This is a genomic window from Sphingomonas sp. (genome assembly GCF_026460985.1).
In the GTDB taxonomy this organism is placed as follows: Bacteria; Pseudomonadota; Alphaproteobacteria; order Sphingomonadales; family Sphingomonadaceae; genus Sphingomonas.
In genome coordinates this window covers 22,132-42,204 of sequence record NZ_JAPKNM010000025.1, presented here as the reverse complement: position 1 = coordinate 42,204, position 20,073 = coordinate 22,132, and the positions used below count along the sequence as shown (strand labels likewise).

16 protein-coding genes and 1 tRNA gene are annotated in these 20,073 nt (G+C 68.7%); 7 read left to right on the top strand and 10 right to left on the bottom strand.

Going from position 1 to position 20,073, the window contains the following annotated elements; all coding sequences use genetic code 11:
- Nucleotides 1-106 precede the first annotated feature (106 nt).
- The gene (locus MT490_RS05055; RefSeq protein ID WP_297384831.1) at nucleotides 107-2,050 is read left to right on the top strand and encodes a glycoside hydrolase family 97 protein; all 1,944 of its coding nucleotides are present in this window, start codon (nucleotides 107-109) and stop codon (nucleotides 2,048-2,050) included.
- A gap of 172 nt (nucleotides 2,051-2,222) precedes the next feature.
- Here the strand turns inward: MT490_RS05055 and MT490_RS05050 are convergent, their stop codons facing one another.
- Complete coding sequence (locus MT490_RS05050; RefSeq protein ID WP_297384830.1) at nucleotides 2,223-3,290, bottom strand: LacI family DNA-binding transcriptional regulator; 1,068 nt, start codon at nucleotides 3,288-3,290, stop codon at nucleotides 2,223-2,225.
- A 164-nt stretch (nucleotides 3,291-3,454) separates the two neighbouring features.
- Here MT490_RS05050 and MT490_RS05045 point away from each other — a divergent pair, with 164 nt between their 5' ends.
- Entirely contained in the window at nucleotides 3,455-4,732 is a 1,278-nt protein-coding gene (locus MT490_RS05045) for an oligosaccharide MFS transporter (RefSeq protein WP_297384828.1), read from the top strand.
- Nucleotides 4,729-5,907, top strand: coding sequence for a glycoside hydrolase family 88 protein (locus tag MT490_RS05040; RefSeq protein ID WP_297384826.1), 1,179 nt, complete (start codon nucleotides 4,729-4,731; stop codon nucleotides 5,905-5,907). Before MT490_RS05045 ends, MT490_RS05040 begins: the two co-directional genes overlap by 4 nt.
- Here MT490_RS05040 and MT490_RS05035 read toward each other — a convergent pair.
- The 4 genes from MT490_RS05035 to MT490_RS05020 form a co-directional block, all read right to left on the bottom strand.
- Complete coding sequence (locus MT490_RS05035; RefSeq protein ID WP_297384824.1) at nucleotides 5,895-9,083, bottom strand: CusA/CzcA family heavy metal efflux RND transporter; 3,189 nt, start codon at nucleotides 9,081-9,083, stop codon at nucleotides 5,895-5,897. The two genes, MT490_RS05040 and MT490_RS05035, sit on opposite strands and share 13 nt — an antisense overlap.
- Before the next feature lie 4 nt (nucleotides 9,084-9,087).
- Nucleotides 9,088-10,212 (bottom strand): efflux RND transporter periplasmic adaptor subunit, encoded by a 1,125-nt coding sequence (locus MT490_RS05030; RefSeq protein ID WP_297384822.1) that lies wholly within the window; start codon nucleotides 10,210-10,212, stop codon nucleotides 9,088-9,090.
- 84 nt (nucleotides 10,213-10,296) lie between these two features.
- Nucleotides 10,297-10,629 carry a hypothetical protein gene (locus MT490_RS05025; protein ID WP_297384820.1) on the bottom strand — a complete coding sequence of 111 codons (333 nt, stop codon included), beginning with the start codon at nucleotides 10,627-10,629 and terminating at the stop codon, nucleotides 10,297-10,299.
- A gap of 78 nt (nucleotides 10,630-10,707) precedes the next feature.
- A tRNA-Ala gene (locus tag MT490_RS05020) sits at nucleotides 10,708-10,783 on the bottom strand.
- A gap of 230 nt (nucleotides 10,784-11,013) precedes the next feature.
- On the opposite strand from MT490_RS05020, the gene MT490_RS05015 reads away from it, so the two are divergent.
- Nucleotides 11,014-11,868, top strand: coding sequence for a DUF2171 domain-containing protein (locus MT490_RS05015; RefSeq protein ID WP_297384818.1), 855 nt, complete (start codon nucleotides 11,014-11,016; stop codon nucleotides 11,866-11,868).
- A 63-nt stretch (nucleotides 11,869-11,931) separates the two neighbouring features.
- On the opposite strand, the gene MT490_RS05010 is transcribed toward MT490_RS05015, so the two are convergent.
- From MT490_RS05010 to MT490_RS05000, 3 genes are read right to left on the bottom strand one after another with little or no spacing between them, the layout of a single operon-like run.
- Complete coding sequence (locus MT490_RS05010) at nucleotides 11,932-12,846, bottom strand: alpha/beta hydrolase (RefSeq protein ID WP_297384816.1); 915 nt, start codon at nucleotides 12,844-12,846, stop codon at nucleotides 11,932-11,934.
- Entirely contained in the window at nucleotides 12,843-13,049 is a 207-nt protein-coding gene (locus MT490_RS05005; RefSeq protein ID WP_297384814.1) for a helix-turn-helix transcriptional regulator, read from the bottom strand. The genes MT490_RS05010 and MT490_RS05005 overlap by 4 nt, the downstream gene beginning before the upstream one ends.
- Entirely contained in the window at nucleotides 13,046-13,468 is a 423-nt protein-coding gene (locus MT490_RS05000; protein ID WP_297384812.1) for a hypothetical protein, read from the bottom strand. The genes MT490_RS05005 and MT490_RS05000 overlap by 4 nt, the downstream gene beginning before the upstream one ends.
- Before the next feature lie 211 nt (nucleotides 13,469-13,679).
- On the opposite strand from MT490_RS05000, the gene MT490_RS04995 reads away from it, so the two are divergent.
- Nucleotides 13,680-14,033: a hypothetical protein gene (locus MT490_RS04995; RefSeq protein ID WP_297384811.1), complete on the top strand. Its 354-nt coding sequence runs from the start codon at nucleotides 13,680-13,682 to the stop codon at nucleotides 14,031-14,033.
- Between the two features lie 87 nt (nucleotides 14,034-14,120).
- Here MT490_RS04995 and MT490_RS04990 read toward each other — a convergent pair whose 3' ends face one another.
- Nucleotides 14,121-15,566 carry a Mur ligase family protein gene (locus tag MT490_RS04990; RefSeq protein ID WP_297384810.1) on the bottom strand — a complete coding sequence of 482 codons (1,446 nt, stop codon included), beginning with the start codon at nucleotides 15,564-15,566 and terminating at the stop codon, nucleotides 14,121-14,123.
- A gap of 173 nt (nucleotides 15,567-15,739) precedes the next feature.
- Between MT490_RS04990 and MT490_RS04985 the strand changes: the two genes are divergently transcribed.
- Nucleotides 15,740-16,558 carry an LD-carboxypeptidase gene (locus MT490_RS04985; protein WP_297384808.1) on the top strand — a complete coding sequence of 273 codons (819 nt, stop codon included), beginning with the start codon at nucleotides 15,740-15,742 and terminating at the stop codon, nucleotides 16,556-16,558.
- Nucleotides 16,559-16,768: 210 nt separating this feature from the next.
- Here the strand turns inward: MT490_RS04985 and MT490_RS04980 are convergent, their stop codons facing one another.
- The gene (locus MT490_RS04980; protein WP_363321727.1) at nucleotides 16,769-17,806 is read right to left on the bottom strand and encodes a glycoside hydrolase family 43 protein; all 1,038 of its coding nucleotides are present in this window, start codon (nucleotides 17,804-17,806) and stop codon (nucleotides 16,769-16,771) included.
- 162 nt (nucleotides 17,807-17,968) lie between these two features.
- On the opposite strand from MT490_RS04980, the gene thrS reads away from it, so the two are divergent.
- On the top strand, nucleotides 17,969-19,969 hold the full coding sequence (gene thrS / locus MT490_RS04975) for a threonine--tRNA ligase (protein ID WP_297384806.1): 2,001 nt from the start codon (nucleotides 17,969-17,971) through the stop codon (nucleotides 19,967-19,969).
- Nucleotides 19,970-20,073 lie beyond the last annotated feature (104 nt).

Genomic DNA, 20,073 nt, shown 5'->3' with positions numbered 1-20,073 from the left:
ACTTGCCGTCGCCGGCGCATCTGTTATCGATATCAGAGTGCCGGGGAGGACGGACGAGCGCAAGCGAAAACTGCTCGGCGATCCCCAGGCATCGGAGGAGAGAAGCATGCCCATCGGCCGACGGGAACTGATTTCGGGCGCGATCGCCGCGGTGACGGCGGGCGGCATCCGCCCCGCGGCGGCATCGCCCAGGCCCCTGCAGATCCACTCGCCCGACGGCCGCATCCGCGTCACGCTCGCGCTGCCGGACGCGGCCGGGCCCTTTCCCTGCTGGTCGGCGACGCTCGACGATTTGCCGATCCTCGAGCCGTCGCGGCTGGCGCTGGTGCTCGAGGACGGAAAGCTGCTCGGCCCCCGCGCGCGCTATCGGAGCCACCGCGCGCGCCGCCATGCGGAACGCTGGCGCCCGACCTATGGCATCGCCGAGAGCTATGACGGCACGCGCAACGAACTCGAGGTGGTCTTCGACGATCCCGAGCGCGGCCTCCGCTTCGCCATCCGCCTCGCCGCGCACGACCATGGCATCGCCATGCGCTACCGGCTGCTCGGACGGCGGAAGGTTCGACTCGGCGGCGAGGCGACGTCGCTGCGTTTCCCGCAGGGCTCGCGCGTGTGGAGCAGCCGGGACGAAGGCGAATATGTCGTGTCCGCGCCCGAGGCAGTCGCGCCGGCGCCGCATCCGGACCTCACCAAGAGCACCGACCAGGGCGCGCTGGCCGATCCGCCGCTCTACGTCGCCACGCCGCAGGGCATCGCGCTCAGCCTGTGCGAGTCGGACCGGCTCCATTATCCGCGGACGATGTTCCGCGGGGCCGGGCGCGACACGCTGGTCACCCACCTCATGCGCTTTCCCGGGCGCGCGACCGGCTATTCGGGCCCGGGCGACACGCATGCCGCGCCGGTCTTCGCGGTGCAGGCGCCGTTCGAGACGCCGTGGCGCGTGCTGCTGGTCTCGCGCGATCCGGCGAAGCTGCTCGAAAAAGCGGGGCTGATCCAGTCGCTCGCCACGCCGAACCGGCTCGGCGACGTCTCGTGGATCCGCCCGGGACGCGCCTTCCGCATCCGCAAGCCCTACACCACCGAGCGCGCGCTCGCCTGCGTCGACTTCGCTGCGCGGCGGAAGCTCGAATTCGTCGAGTTCGACGCGCATTGGTATGGCGACGGCACCGATCCGAGCGACGCGACGGTGCCGATCGCCGGGCTCGACATGGCCCGGATCATCGCCGCGGCGAAGGCCAAGGGGATCGGCATGATCCTCTATGTCGACCGCGTGCCCGCGATGCGGCAGCTCGACGCGATCGTCCGCACCTATCGCGCCTGGGGCGTGGCGGGAATCAAGTTCGGCTTCGTCTGGGAGGGGCGCCAGGAGGACGTGGACTTCATCTACGACATGGTCCGGCGCTGCGGCGAGCAGCGGCTGATGGTCAACCTCCACGACAATCTGCGCCCGGCGGGACTGGAGCGCACCTTGCCCAATTACATCGCGCTGGAGGGCGTGCGCGGCAACGAGCAGTTCCCGACCGCGCGGCACAACGTCACCCTGCCCTTCACGCGCGCGCTCGCGGGGCCGATCGACTACACCATCTGCTACGCGCACGAGCGCAACCAGACGACCAACGCGCACCAGCTCGCGATGGCGGCGGTCTATTACAACCCGCTGACCTTCCTCTATTGGTACGACGCGCCCGACAAATATGCCGACGATGCAGCCTGGCCGGAGCTGCGCTGGTTCGACGAATGCCCGACCAGCTGGGGCGCGACCGTGGCGCTGGGCGGCGCGATCGGCGAATATGTCGCGGTGGCGCGGCGGCACGGGGAGCGCTGGTTCCTCGGCGCGATGACCAACGAGCAGGCCCGCCGGGTGCCGATCGCGACCGGCTTCCTGGGCGAAGGCCGCTGGCGCGCGACGATCTATGCCGACGGCACGGCGGCGGCGCAGGCGCGGCTGACGCCGGTCGAGATCTCGCGCCGGGAGTTGCACGCGGGCGACGCGCTCGAGCTGGTCCTGGCGCCGAGCGGGGGTCAGGCGATCCTGTTCGAGCGGGTGTAGGTCAGGAGCCCTCCCCCTCCCTGAAAGGGAGGGGATCAAGGGGTGGGTTTAGCGGCGAAAGAGGCTCGATGCCTCTTTCGCCGCTTTGCACCGAGCCGGCAGATGAGTCTTTGGGCGCGCAGACGCGCGCACCCACCCCAACCCCTCCCTGCAAGCAGGGAGGGGCCATCGCCTACTCCCCAGCCCCCGGCGCAGGTCCGGTCGAGTTGCGCTCGACCAGGGTCAGCATCTCGCGGACATGCGGAGCCTTGGGCGTGCCGCCGCTGCGCGCGTTGCGCACCTGATCGGCGAGCATCGCCACGGCGGTGGCCGCCATTTCGGCGATCGGCTGGCGTATCGTGGTGAGCTCGGGCCAGACCGTCGAGGCCACCGGCGCGTCGTCGAACCCCGCGATACTGATGTCGCGCGGCACCGACAGCCCTATGCCCTGCGCGACGGCCGAGACCGCCGCGGCCATGTCGTCGTTGCTCGCGAAGATCGCGGTCGGGCGCGGCGATATGCCGAGCAGCTGGCGCGCGGCGTCGAGCCCCGATTTGTAGGTGAACAGGCCCGGCGCGATCCATTCGGGCTCGATGCGGATCCCCGCGCCGGCGAGCGCCGCGCGATAGCCCTGCTCGCGCCGCTGCGAGGGCGAGTGCTTGGGGTCGCCCTGGATGAAGCCGATCGCGCGGTGCCCCGCGGCGATCAGGTGGCGCGTCATGTCGAACGCGCCCTTGTAATCGTCGACCACGATCGCGGCGACGCCGTCGCGCGGGATCGCGGTGGCGAAGGAGAGCGGCAGCACGCCCGCCGCGCTCACCTTTTCGAGCATCCGCGCCGAATCGCACAAGGGCGGCGGCAGGATGACGCCCCCGATCCCCGCCTCGATCAGCCGCTCGAGCCCTTCGAGCGCCTCCTCCTCGGTGACGCCCGGCTCGATCAGGAACTGGCATCCGCTCGCGCCGCTCTGGCGGAACGCGCCCATCAGGAAGGCGCCGAGATTGGAGGAGCTGGGATTGCTGTACAGCGCGCCGAGGCGCACGTCGCTCTTGAGGCTGCGCGCGGTCAAATTGGGCGAGTAGTTGAGCGCCTCGATCGAGGCAGTGACCTTCCGCTGCATCTCCTTGCTGACATATTTGGCGCCGTTGATGACCCGCGAGACGGTCATCGAGGACACCCCGGCGTGCCGGGCCACGTCGTGGATCGTGACCACGCTCCGTTTCGCGCCGTTGCCGTTCTCGGCCTCGCTCCGCTCCGCCATTGGTGTGTGCCCAGTTCTTTGTTATGTTCTCGTGCGCGTCGCGTGCACCCTGATATCGGTAACAGAAATCCAAGGGCGGTCAATCGGCACTTGCCCGGGGGCCCGCTTGTCGGCATATGTGGTATCGATAACAGGTCGAGCAACAGGGAAGAGGGGTCCGGCGGGTGACCGATACCAGGCGGAATTACGTGACGCTCAGCGCGTTCCTCTTCTGCTTCTTCTTCGCCCAGGCGATGACGATGTCGCTGCTGTCGATCTGGCTCACCCGTTCGCTCGGACTGAACGGAGTCGAGGCGGGAACGGTGTTCTCCGCCAACTTCATCGGCGCGATGTGCGCCCAGCCGCTCTACGGCTATGTTTCGGACCGGATGGGCTTCCGCAAGGTCGTGCCGCTGGGCGTGGCGCTGCTGGTGGTGCTCTCGGGCCTGTTCTTCAGCTTCGTCTATGCGCCGCTCTTGCGGTGGAACCTCGTGATCGGCGCCGCGGTGGGCGGGCTCTATCTCGGCGTCACCTTCATCGCCGGCAGCTACGCGCTCGAAAGCTATGTCGATCGCGTCGGGCGCAGATACGGGTTCGAATATAGCCGCGTGCGGCTCTGGGGCTCGCTCGGCTTCGCGAGCGCGGCGATGTTCTCCGGCCGGCTCTACAATGTCGACCCGGGCATCAACTTCTTCCTGGCGAGCGCCGCGGGCCTGCTGCTGCTGCCGATGCTCGCCCTCGCGCGCATCGCACCGGACGCGGGCCAGCAGGCGGCGTCGGACCGGCTGACGCCCCGCGATTCCATGGCGTTGCTCGGCCAGCCCAAATTCTGGGGCTTCATGGTGCTGATCCTCGGGGTGACCAACCTCTACCTCGTCTACGACCAGCAATTCCCCTTCTATTTCTCCTCGCTCTTCCCCACGCCCCAGGCCGGCGCGGCGATGTTCGGCTATCTCAACTCGGCGCAGATCTTCGTCGAGGCGGGCGGCATGTTCCTCGCGCCCTTCCTCGTGCGCCGGATCGGCGCGACGCGCGGGCTGATGCTCGCGACCGCGATCATGATCCTCCGCATCGCCGGATCGGGGCTGGCGACGGGGCCGCTCACCATCTCCGCGTGCAAGATGCTCCACGCGATCGAGCTCCCGATCCTCGCCGTGTCGATCTTCCGCTACATCGCCTGGCATTTCGAGCCGCGCCACGCCGCGACGGTCTATATGGTCGGCGTCAGCTTCGGGCATTCGCTCGGGCTGGCGATCCTCTCGCCGCTTGCGGGGAAGAGCTACGACCTGATCGGCTTCCAGAACACCTATTTCCTGATCGCGGCCTTCGCATTGGTCTTCTGGATCGCGTCCTGGTTCGCTCTGTCGCCGACGCCACCGGAAGTCGCGGATCCGCCCATGGCGGCGGGCCCGGTCGACCCGCCCGGCGGCGGCGAGGTCCAGCCGCTGGGAGCGGGCCGATGAGCGAGGTCGCGAACGAGACGCTGGCGCCGCTCGTGCCGGAACGCCCGGAACCCGCCGAGCTCGACAAATTGATCGCCGATGCGCTCGCCAGGCTCGACCGGACGATGCCACAGTTCCGCGATCATTTCCCCGCGCCGTCGAGCACGGGGGGCACCTATGCCCCGATCGACAATGTCGAATGGACCAACGGTTTCTGGACCGGGATGCTCTGGCTCGGCTGGGAATTCACCGGACGCGACGCCTATCGCCGGGCGGCGGAGGACAATGTCGAGTCGTTCCGCGATCGCGTGGAGCAACGCGTGAATGTCGACCATCACGATCTGGGCTTCCTCTACACTTTGTCGACCTGCGCCGCGCACCGGCTCACCGGCAGCACGATCGGCCGCGCGGCCGGGCTCGAGGCCGCCCGGCTGCTGCTGGCGCGGTTCGATCCCGTCGCGGGCGTGATCCAGGCCTGGGGCGACATGCGCGATCCCGGGCAGCGCGGGCGCATGATCATCGACTGCAATCTCAACCTGCCCTTGCTCTTCTGGGCGAGCAGGGAAACCGGCGACCGGGCCTTCGCCGACGCCGCGACGCGCCATCTCGAGCAGGCGGCGCGCTATCTGGTTCGGCCCGACGCCTCGACCTACCACACCTTCTACATCGATACGGAGACGGGGCAGCCGCGCTTCGGGAGCACGCACCAGGGCTATTCGGACCAGAGCTGTTGGGCGCGCGGCCAGGCCTGGGGCATTTACGGCTTCGCGCTGGGTGGGCTGCACACGAACGAGCCGGCCTATGTCGAGCTCGCGGCCCGGCTCGCCAACCATTTCCTCAACCGGCTGCCCACCGACGGGATCTGCTGCTGGGACCTGATCTTCGCCGACGACAACGGTACCCCACGCGACAGCTCGGCCGCGGCGATCGCGGCGTGCGGACTGCTCGAACTCGCCAAGGCGCTGCCGGCCGCCGACCCCCGGCGCGACACCTATGCCAGCTGGGCATGGCGCATCGTGCAGGAGCTCGGCACCAGCTACCTGGCGCCGGTGGAGGGCTCGAACGCGCTGCTGCTGCACGCCGTCTACCACATGCCCAACGGCGCCGGGGTGGACGAGGCCTGCATCTGGGGCGACTATTTCTACCTCGAGGCGCTGATGCGCCTCAGGAACGTCTGGACTCCCTATTGGAGCTGAGGGGCGGCCTTGGCTGATCCGAAGCGGGCGTAGAGCGTCGGCAGCACGAAGAGCGTGAGCAAGGTCGCCGAGATCAGCCCGCCGATGACGACGGTCGCCAGCGGCTTCTGCACCTCCGCGCCCGCGCCGTGCCCGAGCGCCATCGGCACGAAACCCAGGCTCGCCACCAATGCGGTCATCACGACCGGCCTGAGGCGCGCAAGCGCGCCTTCGCGGGCGGCCGTGGCGCGGTCGCGGCCCTGCCCCACGAGCTGCTGGATCGAGGTGAGCATCACCAGCCCGTTGAGCACCGCGATCCCCGACAATGCGATGAAGCCGACCGCGGCGGAGATCGAGAAGGGCAACCCGCCCAGCACGAGCGCCAGGACCCCGCCGACCAGCGCCAAGGGCACGCCGGTGAACACGATCGCGGCGTCGCGGACATTGCCGAGCGCCCCGTAGAGCAGCAACAGGATCGACACGAAGCAGACCGGCACTACCAGGGCCAGCCGATCGCGGGCCGATGCGAGGTTCTGGAACTGGCCGCCCCATTCGAGCCAGATGCCGGCGGGAAGCTGGACGTCGCGGGCGATGGCGGCCCGCGCATCGGCCACGACTCCGGCAACGTCGCGCCCACGCACATTCGCCTGGACGACGACCCGGCGCTTGCCGTTCTCGCGGCTGATCTGGTTCGGACCGTCGAGCAGCCGGATGTCGGCCACCGACGTCAGCGGCACGAACGCACCCCCCGGCGTGGGCACCGGCACCTGGCCGAGCGCTTCCAGATCGGCGCGAACCCGATCCGGCAAGCGGATCACCACTGGGAAGCGCCGGTCGCCTTCGAAGATCACCCCCGCCTCGCGCCCGCCCACCGCGGCGGCGACGGTGTCCGCCACGTCCTGCGCGCGCACGCCCAGCCGCGAGGCGGCGTCGTGGCGGAAGGCGATGTCGAGCATGGGGAGCCCCTCGGTCTGCTCGACCTTCACGTCCTCCGCGCCCGGCGTGCGCCGCAGCACCGCGGCGATCCTCGCGGCGGTCGCGTTCATCTCGCCAAAGTCCTCGCCGAACACCTTGACCGCCACGTCGGAGCGGACGCCCGCGATCAGTTCGTTGAAGCGCATCTGGATCGGCTGGGTCACTTCATAGGCATGGCCCGGCACGCGGGCGAGCCGCGCCTCGATCCGCTCGACGATCGCAGCCTTCTTCTCGCCGGGATCGGGCCATTCGCGGCGCGGCTTGAGCATGATGAAGATATCGGTCGCGTTGGGCGGCATCGGATCGGAGGCGACCTCGGCGGTGCCGGTGCGCGAGAAGATCGTGCGGACCTCGGGCATGCCTTGCAGCGCCCGCTCGATCTGCGCCTGCATCTTCTGGCTCTGCTCGATCGACGTGCCGGGAACGCGGAACGCCGAGACCAGCACGTCGCCTTCGTCGAGCTGGGGCAGGAACTCCTGCCCCAGCGTGGTCCAGGCGCCCCCCGCGAGCGCGAGCGCGCCGAGCGCGACGCCGAGGGTGCGCTTCGGCCGTTTCATCGCGCGGTCCAGCCCCGGCTCGTACCGCCCGCGCAACCAGGCGACGACGCGCCCTTCCTTCTCCTCGACCGGCCTGGACAGCCATGCCGCGATCGCCGCGGGTACGAAGGTGAGCGAGAGCACGAAGGCGAAGGCCAGCGCGATGATCACCGTCAGCGCCATGGGCTCGAACGTCTTGCCCTCGACCCCGGTCAGCGTGAGCAGGGGCACGTAGACGAGGATGATGATCGCCTGGCCGTAGACCGAAGGGCGGATCATCTCGCGCGCCGCGCTCGACACCGCGTCCAGTCGCTCGGCGGTTACGAGCGGTCGCCCCTCCTGGTGCTGTCGCTCCGCGATGCGCCGGAGCGCGTTCTCGACGATGATCACCGCGCCGTCGACGATCAGGCCGAAGTCGAGCGCGCCCAGGCTCATGAGGTTCGCCGACACGCCCGCCTGGAGCATCCCGATGCCGGTGAGCAGCATGGTGACCGGGATGACCAAAGCGGCGATCAGCGCGGCCCGGAAATTGCCGAGCAGCAGGAACAGCACGGCGATCACGAGCAACGCGCCCTCGGCGAGGTTGCGCGACACCGTCGCGATCGTCGCGTTGACCAATTGGGTGCGATCGAGCACCGGCTCGATCACCACGTCGCGCGGGAGCGAGGGCGCGATCGCCGCGAGCTTCTCGCCCACGCCGGTCGAGACCGTACGGCTGTTCTCGCCGATGCGCATGATGGCGGTTCCGGTGACGACCTCGCGGCCATTCTCCGAAGCGGCGCCCAGGCGGATGCCCTGCCCCAGCCGAACCTCGGCGACCTGGCCGAGCGTGATCGGCGTGGCCTCACGCGTGGCGATCACGGTGCCGCGCAGCTCGGCGAGGCCGCGGATGCGCGCATCGGCGCGCACGGCGAGCCCCTCTCCGTTGCGGTCCACCGTACCGCCGCCGGTCGCGACGTTGTTGCGCTCGAGCGCCTCGGCGAGATCCGACAGCGACAATCGCAATTGCGCCAGGCGCTGGACGTCGGGGACGACGAGATATTCCTTCTCGAAGCCGCCGAGCGAGTCGATTCCCGCCACGCCCGCCACGGTCTTGATCTGCGGTGCGACGATCCAGTCCTGGACCGTGTGGAGATAGGTCGCCTTGTCCGCCTCGGTCGCGAGACGGTCGCCCTCGGGCGTGATGTAGCTCCCGTCGGGCTGCAGCCCGGGTTCGCCGGGGCGATGATCGTCATGCGTCCGCTCGGCATAGCGCAGCGTCCAGATATAGACCTCGCCGAGGCCCGTCGCGATCGGCCCCATTTCCGGCTGCGCGCCCGCGGGCAGCGTTTCCTGCGCCGCGATCAGCCGCTCCTGGACCTGGCTGCGCGCGAAATAGATGTCGGTCGAATCGGAGAAGATCGCCGTCACCTGGACGAAGCCGTTGCGGCTGAGCGAGCGCGTGCTCTCCAGTCCCTTGATCCCGGCGAGCGCGGTCTCGATCGGGAAGGCGACCTGCTTCTCGATCAGCTCGGGCGACAGCGCCGGGGCGAGCACGTTCACCTGGACCTGGTTGTTGGTGATGTCGGGCACGGCGTCGATCGGCAGCCGCCAGAGCGCGACGGCACCGGCGAGCGCGGCGGCGAGGGTGAGCAGGAGGACCAGCCAGCTTCTGGCCACGGACCAGGCGACGATGCGATCGATCATCGGATCAGTCCTCGTGCCCGGCTTCGGACGCGCCGAGCGCCGATTTCAGCGTGAAGCTGTTGGCCGCGGCGATCTGCTCGCGCCCGGTAAGGCCGGAGGTCACCACGACGCTGCCGCCGTCCTGCCGGCCCAGCGCCACCGGCGTCGCGCGGAAGCCGCTTGGGGTCCGCACGAAGACGACCGTCCGCCCTTCGACGGTCTGCACCGCGGTGGAGGGTATGCGGATCGCGCCGTCTCCGTCCGACGGCAGCATCACGCGCGCCGAGACGGTCTCGCCCACGCGCCAGCGGCCGGCGCGATTGTCGAGCATCGCGATCACCGGCACCTGCCGCGTCTCGGCGTCGAGGACCGGCGAGACGAAGGTGATGCGCGCGGCCTGGCGGCGGCCCGCCGCGTCGACCTCGATCGTCATGCCCGGCCGCACCCGGCCGGCATCGCCGGGCTGGAGCGAGAGCGTGACGCTCAGCTGCGACAGGTTCGCCAGCCGGAACAGCTCGGCATCGGCCGCGACCGTCTGGCCGAGCACGGCGCTCCGCCCGATCACCTGCCCGCCGATCGGCGCGGTGATCACGATGCGATTGAGGCTGCCGCTCCGGATCCCCGCCGCGGCCACTTGCTGCCGCGCCTGGCGAAGCGCGACCTCGGCCTCCTTGGCGGCGGCGCGCGCGACCTGCACCTCGCGCTCGGGCCGATAGCCTCTCGCGAACAGCGCCTCCTCGCGCTTGAGGTTGGAGCGGGCGAGCTCGGCGCGCGCGGCGGCCGCCTCCACATCGGCGTTGAGCGCGGCGGCTTCGCGGCTCTCGATGACCGCGAGCGTCTCGCCGCGCCGGACGTCCTCCCCCAGGTTGCGGGTCAGCGTCACCACGCGCCCGCCGATCGCCGCCGACACGACGCGCGTGCCCTGGGGATCGCCTTCGATCGTCGCGGGAAGCGCGATCGCGCCGCCGCTGCCGCCGATCGTCGGCTGGGTCAGCTCGATCGCCGCGGTGTCGATCTGTTGGGGCGTGAGCGTGACGACGCCCTCGTCGCCGTGCGTTTCGGTCTCGGGATGATTCTGCGCGATATCCTCGCCGGCGCCGCACGCGGCGAGCAGCAGGGCGAGCGAAAGCGTCGCTGTCTTCGATGTCATGGAACGATTCCCCGGCGTGGCGCCGAAGCCCGGCGCCACGCAAGTTGCAGTCAAGGAGCGAGGCACGCGCGTGCGCGCCGGGCGTCAGCTCCTTGGCGGCTTCAGGGCCGGATCGATCGAGAGCGAAGCGAGGCCGGGCGCGCGCCGCGATGCCGACTCGCCGGAGCGGACCGCATGGCGTGCGGCCGTCACCGCATCGGATCCGATCGCATAGGCATGGCCATGACAGGCGCCATGTTGGTGCGGCGCGGCGCGATCCTGGTCCGCGGGCGCCTCGTCGCTATCGCCGGCCACATGCACGTCGCCGCCGCACGAGATCTCCGCGATCGTCAATGCCTCGCGCGCGTGCACCGTCGTCGTCGCCACCAGGGACGAGGCGAGCAGGCAGAGCATCACGAGCCAGCAGCGGCGCAACATGCGGACGCCATAGGCGATGCCGCCGGCATTGTCACCGCGGCGGTTGCGCTGGGCATTTCCGTTCGGAAGGGGCGGCGGTGGTGGAGCTGAGGGGAATCGAACCCCTGACCTCTGCAGTGCGATTGCAGCGCTCTCCCATCTGAGCTACAGCCCCGCCGCCGGTCTCCGGTTGCCCGGAAGGCGCTCCCATTAGCGGGCCCCGATCCGCGATGCAACTGGCTTGAGACCGCGGCGGCGGAGCGCCCTCCCACCACGCCAGAACGGCCGCGAATCCGGCGGGATGCCGGAACCTTAGACCCCACTCGCACGCTGAATCCCGCGTCGGCGCGGCGGTGATCCACGCTCGCCGCGCCTTGCCCGACGAACGATCAGGAGAGAGGCGAGATGGACGACCGCAACAGCCGATTTGGGCGGCGCGACCCCTATGACCGCGACGACCCGCAGGACTATACCGAGGATTACGGCTCGGGCCGCGACCATAGCTATTCGAGCGCGCGCGACTACGCCGCAGCCGGCGAGCTGGGCTATGGCGGACGCGAACGCGGCGACTATGCCGGCCGGCGCGACGAACGCGACTGGCAGGGTCGCGGCGACAGGGGCCGCGAGCGCAGCTATGCCCGCCGTGCAGGCTATGGCGAGGACCGCGGCTTCCTCGATCGCGCCGGCGACGAGGTGCGCGCATGGTTCGGCGACGAGGAGGCCGAGCGCCGCCGCGAACGGGACCAGCGCTATGACGACCGCATCGGGCGCGGCGAGCGCGCCCGCGGCGCGGCCGGCGACGACCACTATCATACGTGGCGCCGCCAGCGCATCGCCGAGCTCGACCGCGACTATGACGAATATCGCCGCGAGAATTCGCAGCGCTTCCACAACGAGTTCACCAGCTGGCGCAGCGAGCGCCAGGGACAGCGCGATTCGCTGCGCCGCGTGAACGAACATATGGAAGTGGTCGGCTCGGACGGCAGCCATGTCGGCACGGTCGACAAGATCCGCGGCGATCGCATCCTGCTGACCAAGAGCGACAGCGATGCCGGCGGGCACCACCATTCGATCCCCTCGCGCTGGATCCAGTCGGTCGACGACCGGGTGGTGCTGCGCAAGAGCGCCGCGGAGGCGCAGGCGCATTGGCGCGACGAGGAACGATCGGGCGCGCTGTTCGGCGACGGCGGTCGCGACGAGGATCGCGACGACTGGTCGACCGGGCGCAATCTCAACCGCAGCTTCTCCGGCACCTATTGAACCGGCACCGGACAATCGAGGTGAGCACAACTGGGCCCGGGGATCTCCCCGGGCCCTTCTTTGTCAGCCGGCGAGGAAGGCGGCCAGCGCGGCGGCGAAGGCCGCGGGCTGATCGAGCATGACGAAGTGCGCCGAATCGCCGATCCCGACATAGGTGACGTTCGGGATCGAAGCATATTGGCCGCGGAAGAAGGCGTCCGCGCGATCCTTCGTCGGATACTGGCTGTTCCAAGCATAGACGATGGTCGCCGGCGCGCGGATCGCCTTGAGCTCGGAGCGCATGTCGGTGGTCAAATCCTCGTAGAGCGCCAGTGCGGTGACGCGCGGATCGGCGGCCATCGCCCATTCGGTCGCCTTTGCACGGCTCTCGGGCTTGAGCGTCAGCGACGCGACATTGGCTTCCGCCGCGGCCCTGCTCGGCGGCTTGCCATAGCTGGCGGTCACGGTGTCGCGCATCTGCGCCGCACGGGGCTCGACCATCGCGACGGTCAATTCGCTTCCCGGCTGCGCCATCAGCACCCCGAACCACGGCAGCGCGTCGACCACCATCAATCGCCCGACGCTCGCCGGATGACGCGCGGCGAGCATCAGACCCGCCAGGCCGCCCATCGAATGCCCGATCACCGCCGCGCCCGCGATCTTCCGGTCGCCGATCAGCGTGTGGAGATCGGCGACCACGCCTTCCAGCACGCCCGGCTTGAGGTTGGCGCGCGGATCGTCGCCGCCGAAGCCGTTGACCTGGACCAGGTAGACGCTGTGCGACTTGGCGAGCTCGGGCGCCACGCCGTCCCACACCGCGCGCGGGCTGGAAAGGCCGGGGATCAGGATCACCGGGCTGCCCGTGCCGATCACTTCGACCGAGATGTGCTCCATCTGGATCAGCTTTGCCGGCGCGACCGCGGCATGGGCCGGCTGGGGGCCGAGGATGGCGGGGATGCTGGCGGTCGCGGCGAGCGCGAAGAGGATGCGGGCGATCATTGGACGTCCTTTGCTGGGTTGAGGAAGATTTCCTCGATGGTGAGGCCGAACAGGTCGGCGATCCTGAAGGCGAGCGGCAGCGAGGGGTCGTAGCGGCCGGTCTCGATCGCGTTCACGCTCTGGCGCGAGACCTCGAGCCGTTCGGCAAGGTCCTGCTGGCTCCATTCGCGCTCGGCGCGGAGCACGCGGAGGCGGTTCTTCATTCGCCCCCTCCCGCGGCATGGTCGCGCAGGCCGACCACGCATTGCGCCAGGCCCCATGCGGCGCACCACAAGGGGAAGGCCCAGAGCGGCAGCTCGGCGCTGGGGCTGATCGCGCCGCCATTGACGAGGAAACCGTAGACCGTGCTCGCCGCCAGCAGCACGCCGGTGCCGAACAGCATGCAGCTCGCGATCCGCTGGCGGAGGAACTCGTCGGTCTCCTCGACCAGATAGAGCCCCATGACGACGATCGCGCCGATGATCGGGACGGCGGGCAGCACCGAGAGCACGACCAGCTCGAGCCCGGTCGGATGCCACGCCTCGATCGCCCAGACGCAGGCGAACAGCACCGCCACATAGGCGAACATCGTCGGGAAAAAGCGCCGCAGATAGCGGCGGCCGGCGGGTGTAGCCATCTTCATATGTCAAGCTCCCTTTCGAATCAGTAAAGGTAGCTTTACGCACCGCGGCGTGTAATGTCAATGTTGTTTTACATATCGGCAAGCTAGCACGACATGCAGACAAGCGAGTTTGCATCTCGGGGAGTATCCTGGCTCCGGAGCCGCGAGGAACGCCGCGCCCTTGCGACGCGGGCATAGCCGTGCAGGGAGATCATCGGCTAAGGCACGCCGCATGAACCCGATCGAACTATATGGCCGCCTGATCGCCTGGGTCGGCGACGGCACCGGCGCTCCCGATACCGTCCTCCACATCCATGCCGGAATGGCGGTCCTGCTCTTCGTGCGCGTGGTGACCGGCCGCTCGCTCGCGACTCCCTGGCCGTTGCTCGCGGTCTATGTCGCGGAGTTCGCCAACGAGGTCTTCGACCGCATAAACCATGGGCGGTGGATGCCGGATACGACGAGCGACGTCCTGAACACGGTGTTCTGGCCCACCGTCCTGTTCATCGGACTACGGATCAGGCGTGCCCGGGTGGAACATCCCCGCGGGCATAAGCCAGGTCCTGGAATCCCAGCGGAAGGGTAAGTGGCCGGAAGGCCGCGCTCCGTAGTGACAAACTTCCGGCCACGCACTGGCTCGCGAAGAGGGAACCAAGCAAGCCGGCACAAGGTGTCACGTACCCGGGTGCGGATGCAAGCCCCCTTGCGCAGTCGCGATTCGGCGCTGGCCGAGCCCCTCCAGCATCGCCTGCGCGAGCAGGCTGAGCGTGTCGTCGCGGGCGCCCATCACCACGATGCGATCACCGAGCCGGGCCTGCGCGACGAGATGGGCCGCCGCCCCTTCGCGATCGGGAATATGCAGCGCCTGCGCGCCGGTGGCGGCGACGTCGGCGACGATGTCGGCGCTGGTCACTTCGCGCGCGACGGTGCCGCCCTGATAGACCGGATCGGGGAGCACGAGCAGATCGTCCCCGCCCAGCTTCGACGCGAACATCGCCACCAACTCGGCGCGCATCACCTTGAGCGGACCATAGCCGTGCGGCTGGAACAGCAGCAGCAGTCGCCCGGGAAAGGCGTGGAGCGTGTCGAGGGTGGCGGCGATCTTGTCGGGATTGTGCCCGAAATCGTCGATCACGGCGACGCCGCCGGCCTCGCCGACCAGCTCGAAGCGGCGCTTCAGTCCCTGGAACTGCCGGATCGCCCGGGCGGCATCCTCGAGCGAAATCCCCGCGGCGCGCGCCGCGCCGATCGCGGCGAGGGCATTGGACACATTGTGCCGGCCAGGCACCCGCAATTCGACGTCCACGGCAGCGCCGCCACGCTCGGTCAACGCGAAGCCGATGCCGAAGGGCCGCTCCGAAAGATCGCGCGCGACCAGATCGGCATCGCCCTCGATCGCGAAGGTGAGCAGCCGATCGGCGGGCAAGGTCATCGCCAGCGCCGCGCCTTCGCCATTGTCGAGGTTGACCACCGCCTTGCCCGCCTTGGCGATGAAGGCGCCAAACAGCTCGATCAGCTTCTCCATCGGCATGTGATCGAGGCTGACATTGTTGAGCACCGCCACCCCGGGCCGATAGAGCGCGATCGAACCGTCGCTCTCGTCGACTTCGCTCACATAGGCATCGCCCGCGCCGACCAGCGCGCTGGCGAAGGGCGCGTCGGACGAGACGAAGTTCTTCATCACGGCGCCGTTCATCACCGTCGGGTCGCGCCCGCACGCATGGAGGATCCAGCCGATCATGCCCGTCACGGTCGACTTGCCGCTGGTGCCTGCGACGCCGATCGACTGCGGGGCGGCGTTGAACAGGGCGGCGTTGAGCTCGGCGCGCGTCATCCGCGCATTGCCGAGCGCGGCGGCGCGGACCATGTCGGGGACGCTCGCCTCGATCGCGGCGGAGGCGACCACGATCTGCTCGGGAGAAGCCACGCCGCTGCCGTCCTGCGGGAAGAGCGCGACGCCGCGGCGCTTCAGATCGTCGAACTTGGCGGGAAGCCGGCCCGCGTCGAGGCTGCGGTCCGATCCGGCGACGGTGGCGCCCTGCCCCGCCAGGATCATCGCCAGGGGCATCATCCCCGAGCCGCCGATGCCGACGAAGAAGTAAGGTTTGCCGTGGTGCATGGCGTCGCGCTATCGGCGGTTTCGTCGGGGGGAGCAAGGCGCGACACGCCTTCCCCTTTCCGTCACCCTGAACTTGTTTCAGGGTCCACCATGCCGCGGGCGACGACATCGCCTGCGGCGCGGTGGATGCTGAAACAAGTTCAGCATGACGGCTGGTTCGAGGGTGGATTTGAATGCGCATCGGAGTCGTCGCACCAGCAAGAACGGTCACCCGCGAGAGTTCGCTGCGGCTGGCGGCGTTCATGGCGCTCACCTACCCCGATCACGACATCGTGTTTCACCCGCAATGCTATATCGAGGAGGGCCATTTCGCCGGCTCCGACGCGGTTCGCGCCGCGGCGTTCCTCGAATTCGCCAACGATCCCGGCTTTGACGCGATCTGGTTCGCGCGCGGCGGCTATGGCTCGAACCGCATCCTCGACACGGTGATGCCGCAACTGAACGCCGCGGCGGGGCGCAAGACCTATCTGGGCTTCTCCGACATGGGGTTCCTGCTCGGCGCGCTCTATGCCCGGCGGATCGGCCGCTCGGTCCATGCCTCGATGGCGAGCAGCATCGGCAAGAACGATACGGGCGAGGCCGCGGGCTGGGCGTTGGGCTGGCTGATCGACAAGGACCGCCGCGCGCTCGAGCCGAGCCTCGCCGACGGCCGCCCCGCCGCGGCGTTCAACCTCGCCATCCTGACGACGATGATCGGCACGCCCTGGCTGCCCGACCTGACCGACCATGTGCTGATGATCGAGGAAGTTGACGAGCCGCTCTACCGGATCGACCGGATGCTCTTCCAGATGGCGCATGCGACTCAGCTCAAGGGCATCGCCGGCGTGCGGCTGGGCGCGGTGACTTCGGTCGTCGAGAACGACAAGCCGTTCGGCGAGACGATCGAGCAGATCATCACCCGCTGGTGCCGCGACATGAAGGTGCCGTATCTCGGCCGCGCCGAGATCGGCCATGTCGAACTGAACCGCGTGGTGCCGTTCGGGGTTGCCTGACCCACTCTATGCCCCTCCCTGAATGGGTGGGTTAAGGGGTGGGTGTAGCGGCGAGCGAGGCTCGATGCCTCGCTCGCCGCTGTTTTGCCGAGCTGAAGAGAATCTTTTGGGCGCGCAGACGCGCGCACCCACCCATGATCGGGTGAACAGCGCCCCGCGCTGTTCACCCGATCATCCCTCCCTGCAAGCAGGGAGGGATGATTGAAAAGCCTACCGCCTCAACAAACCATTCCTCACCGGCACCCCAAAATCAGGCGTCCCGTCCGCGCCGTATCGGATCGGCTGGACCCGCGCATGGCGGTTCGGGTCGAACAGCGGATCGCCCTTGATCTCGCGATAGTCTCGGCCGTGATAGACCAGCAGGTCGCGGCCCTTCTCGTCGATGACGAAGCTGTTGTGGCCGGGGCCGAACACCTTGTTGGCCTCCGACGTCGCGAACACCGGCACCGGCGACTTGGTCCAGGACGCCGGGTCCATGATGTCGGCATCGGCATCGGCGGTGAGCATGCCCAGGCAATAGCGGGCATCGGTCGCGCTTGCCGAATAGGTAAGGAACAACTTGCCGTTCCGCGCGAGCAGGGCCGGCCCCTCGGCGACCTTGAAGCCCTGCACTTCCCAGTCGAGCGTCGGCACGGTCAACCGCGCGGGCGGCGCGGCAAGCGTGGTCGGCGTCTTCAGGGGAGCGAGATAGAGGTTGCTGTTGGTCGCGATGCCGGGTTCATGCTGGGCCCAGCAGATGTAGCGGACGCCCTTGTGCTCGAAGATCGTGCTATCGAGCGTGAACGTATCCCAGGGCGTCTCCAACTGGCCCAGCAAAGTCCAATCCGTCGCGAGCGGGTTGGCCCCTTGCCCACGCAGCACATAGGTGCGGATGTGGAACTTGTCGTCGCCGTTGCCGGCGGCGAAATAGACGTGCCACGCGCCGTCGAAATGGTGGATCTCGGGCGCCCAGATATAGCCCGCCAGCTTGCCGCTTGCCGGGCGGCGCCAGAGCACCGTCTCGGGCGCATCCTTGAGGCCCGCGATCGTCTTCGCGCGGCGCAGCACGATCCGGTCATATTCGGGCACCGAACCGGTGAAGTAGAACCAGCCGTCGTGCCGCAGGATCTGCGGGTCGGCGCGCTGGAGCACGAGGGGGTTCTCGATCTTCGCCTCCTTCGGCTGCGCGACGGCGGGGACTTGGGTCGCGATGGTGAGCGCCGCGCCGCCGGCAAGCAGGTCGCGTCGGTTCATTAGGTGGTTCAGCATGGACTGTCTGAACCGCATCGGCGCGCGCGGCGCAAGTCCAATCATCAGACTATTCGAGAAATCCTGTCTCTGGATCATGGCCCTTGCCGCGCGCCTTGCCTATATCGCGCCTGCGCGGGCATAAGCCGCGCTCCCAGAATCAACCTTTAGTTGAAAGATCCCATGTCCGAGATGTTCCGCATAACGCTGCCCGACGGTTCCGTCCGTGAGGTAGCCCCGGGGACTACCCCGGCGGACATCGCCGCGGCGATCGGCCCGGGCCTCGCCAAGGCCGCCATGGCCGCGCGCGTCGACGGCGAGGTGCGCGACATCATGCGGCCGTTCGAGGGCGATGCGCAGCTCGCGCTGATCACCGCGAAGGACGAGAAGGACGCGCTCGAACTGGTGCGCCACGACTATGCGCATATCCTGGCCGAAGCGGTGCAGAACCTCTTCCCCGGCACGCAGATCACCTTCGGCCCCGCGACCGACGACGGCTTCTATTACGACTTCGCGCCGAAGGAGCGCCCCTTCACCGAGGAGGACCTTCCCGCGATCGAGGCCGAGATGCGCAAGATCATCGCGGCCGATGCGCCGCTGATCCGGGAGGTCTGGTCGCGCGCCCAGCTGATCGAACGCTGGCAGAAGCAGGGCGAGACCTTCAAGGCCGAATGGGCACAGGAGCTTCCCGAGGGCGAGGAGCTCACCGTCTATCGCGCCGGCAAGAACGACGACGCCTGGCTCGACATGTGCCGCGGCCCGCACCTCGCCTCGACCGGCAAGGTCGACCCCAACGCGTTCAAGCTGACGCGCGTCTCGGGCGCCTATTGGCGCGGCGACCAGAAGAACGCGATGCTCAGCCGAATCTACGGCACCGGCTGGCTCAACAAGAAGCAGCTCGACGAGCATCTCCACCGGCTCGAGGAGGCCGCCAAGCGCGACCATCGCAAGCTCGGCGCCGAGATGGACCTGTTCCACCTCCAGCAGGAGGCGCACGGATCGGTCTTCTGGCACCCGCACGGCTTCACCATCTGGCGCCAGCTCGAGGCCTATATGCGCCGCGCGATCGACGCCGCGGGCTATCAGGAAGTGAAGACCCCCCAGGTGATGGACGCGCGCCAGTGGGAGCAGTCCGGCCATTGGGGCAAGTATCGCGAGAACATGTTCGTCATCCCCGACGAAGTGCCGAACGTCGAGGACGAGGGCCCGATCGTCTCGGACGCGGCCGAGTGGATGGCGCTCAAGCCGATGAACTGCCCGGCGCACATCCTGATCTTCAAGCAAGGGATCAAGTCGTACCGCGACCTGCCCCTGCGCCTCTACGAGAATGGCTGCTGCCACCGCAACGAGCCGCACGGCGCGCTGCACGGGCTGATGCGCGTCCGCCAGTTCACCCAGGACGACGCGCACATCTTCTGCCGCGAGGACCAGATCGTCGACGAGGTGCGCGACTTCTGCGCGCTCGCCGACCGCATCTATCGCGACTTCGGCTTCACCTATTCGATCAAGCTCGCGCTGCGCCCCGACAAGCGCTTCGGCACCGACGCAATGTGGGACCAGGCCGAAGCGGAGCTGCGCGACGCCGTGGTCCGCGCGGGGCTGGCTACGCAAGAATATGGCTGGGAGGAGCTGCCCGGCGAAGGCGCTTTCTATGCGCCCAAGCTGGAGTGGCACCTCACCGATGCGATCGGGCGGACCTGGCAGGTCGGCACGATCCAGTCGGACCGCGTGCTCCCCGAGCGGCTCGACGCGTCCTATGTCGGCGAGGACGGCGAGCGCCATCGCCCGGTGATGCTCCACCGCGCGATCTTCGGCTCGTACGAGCGCTTCATCGGCATCCTGATCGAGCATTTCGCCGGCAAGCTGCCCGTATGGCTCGCGCCGACCCAGGCGGTGGTCGCGACGATCGTCTCCGATGCGGACGAATATGCGCTGCAGGTGACCGAGAAGCTGCGCGCCGCGGGGATCCGCGTCGAGACCGACCTGCGCAACGAGAAGATCAACTACAAGGTGCGCGAGCATTCGGTGGCCAAGGTCCCCAATCTGCTCGTGGTCGGCAAGCGCGAGGCCGAGGAAGGCACCGTGGCGCTGCGCGTGCTGGGCTCGCAGGGGCAACAGATGCTGTCGCTGGACGAAGTCGTGGCGCAGCTGACCGAAGAGGCGACCGCGCCGGATCTGCGGTGACGATATTCCCCTCCCTGTAAGGGAGGGGTTAGGGGTGGGTAGAAAAGGTCGGGCTCGATGCCCGGCCTTTTCTTTTTCCCCAGCGCGTCGTTGGGCTCGCCTTC

Excerpts from the sequence above, each read along its gene's own strand:
- MT490_RS05050 (WP_297384830.1), bottom strand. The coding sequence starts at position 3,290 with ATGGCGGAGCGGAGCGAGGCCGAGAACGGCAACGGCGCGAAACGGAGC.
- MT490_RS05030 (WP_297384822.1), bottom strand. The coding sequence starts at position 10,212 with ATGACATCGAAGACAGCGACGCTTTCGCTCGCCCTGCTGCTCGCCGCG.
- MT490_RS04995 (WP_297384811.1), top strand. The coding sequence starts at position 13,680 with ATGAACCCGATCGAACTATATGGCCGCCTGATCGCCTGGGTCGGCGAC.
- MT490_RS04985 (WP_297384808.1), top strand. The coding sequence starts at position 15,740 with ATGCGCATCGGAGTCGTCGCACCAGCAAGAACGGTCACCCGCGAGAGT.
- thrS (WP_297384806.1), top strand. The coding sequence starts at position 17,969 with ATGTCCGAGATGTTCCGCATAACGCTGCCCGACGGTTCCGTCCGTGAG.
- MT490_RS04990 (WP_297384810.1), bottom strand. The coding sequence starts at position 15,566 with ATGCACCACGGCAAACCTTACTTCTTCGTCGGCATCGGCGGCTCGGGG.
- MT490_RS05000 (WP_297384812.1), bottom strand. The coding sequence starts at position 13,468 with ATGAAGATGGCTACACCCGCCGGCCGCCGCTATCTGCGGCGCTTTTTC.
- MT490_RS04980 (WP_363321727.1), bottom strand. The coding sequence starts at position 17,806 with ATGCTGAACCACCTAATGAACCGACGCGACCTGCTTGCCGGCGGCGCG.
- MT490_RS05055 (WP_297384831.1), top strand. The coding sequence starts at position 107 with ATGCCCATCGGCCGACGGGAACTGATTTCGGGCGCGATCGCCGCGGTG.
- MT490_RS05025 (WP_297384820.1), bottom strand. The coding sequence starts at position 10,629 with ATGTTGCGCCGCTGCTGGCTCGTGATGCTCTGCCTGCTCGCCTCGTCC.
- MT490_RS05015 (WP_297384818.1), top strand. The coding sequence starts at position 11,014 with ATGGACGACCGCAACAGCCGATTTGGGCGGCGCGACCCCTATGACCGC.
- MT490_RS05035 (WP_297384824.1), bottom strand. The coding sequence starts at position 9,083 with ATGATCGATCGCATCGTCGCCTGGTCCGTGGCCAGAAGCTGGCTGGTC.
- MT490_RS05005 (WP_297384814.1), bottom strand. The coding sequence starts at position 13,049 with ATGAAGAACCGCCTCCGCGTGCTCCGCGCCGAGCGCGAATGGAGCCAG.
- MT490_RS05040 (WP_297384826.1), top strand. The coding sequence starts at position 4,729 with ATGAGCGAGGTCGCGAACGAGACGCTGGCGCCGCTCGTGCCGGAACGC.
- MT490_RS05010 (WP_297384816.1), bottom strand. The coding sequence starts at position 12,846 with ATGATCGCCCGCATCCTCTTCGCGCTCGCCGCGACCGCCAGCATCCCC.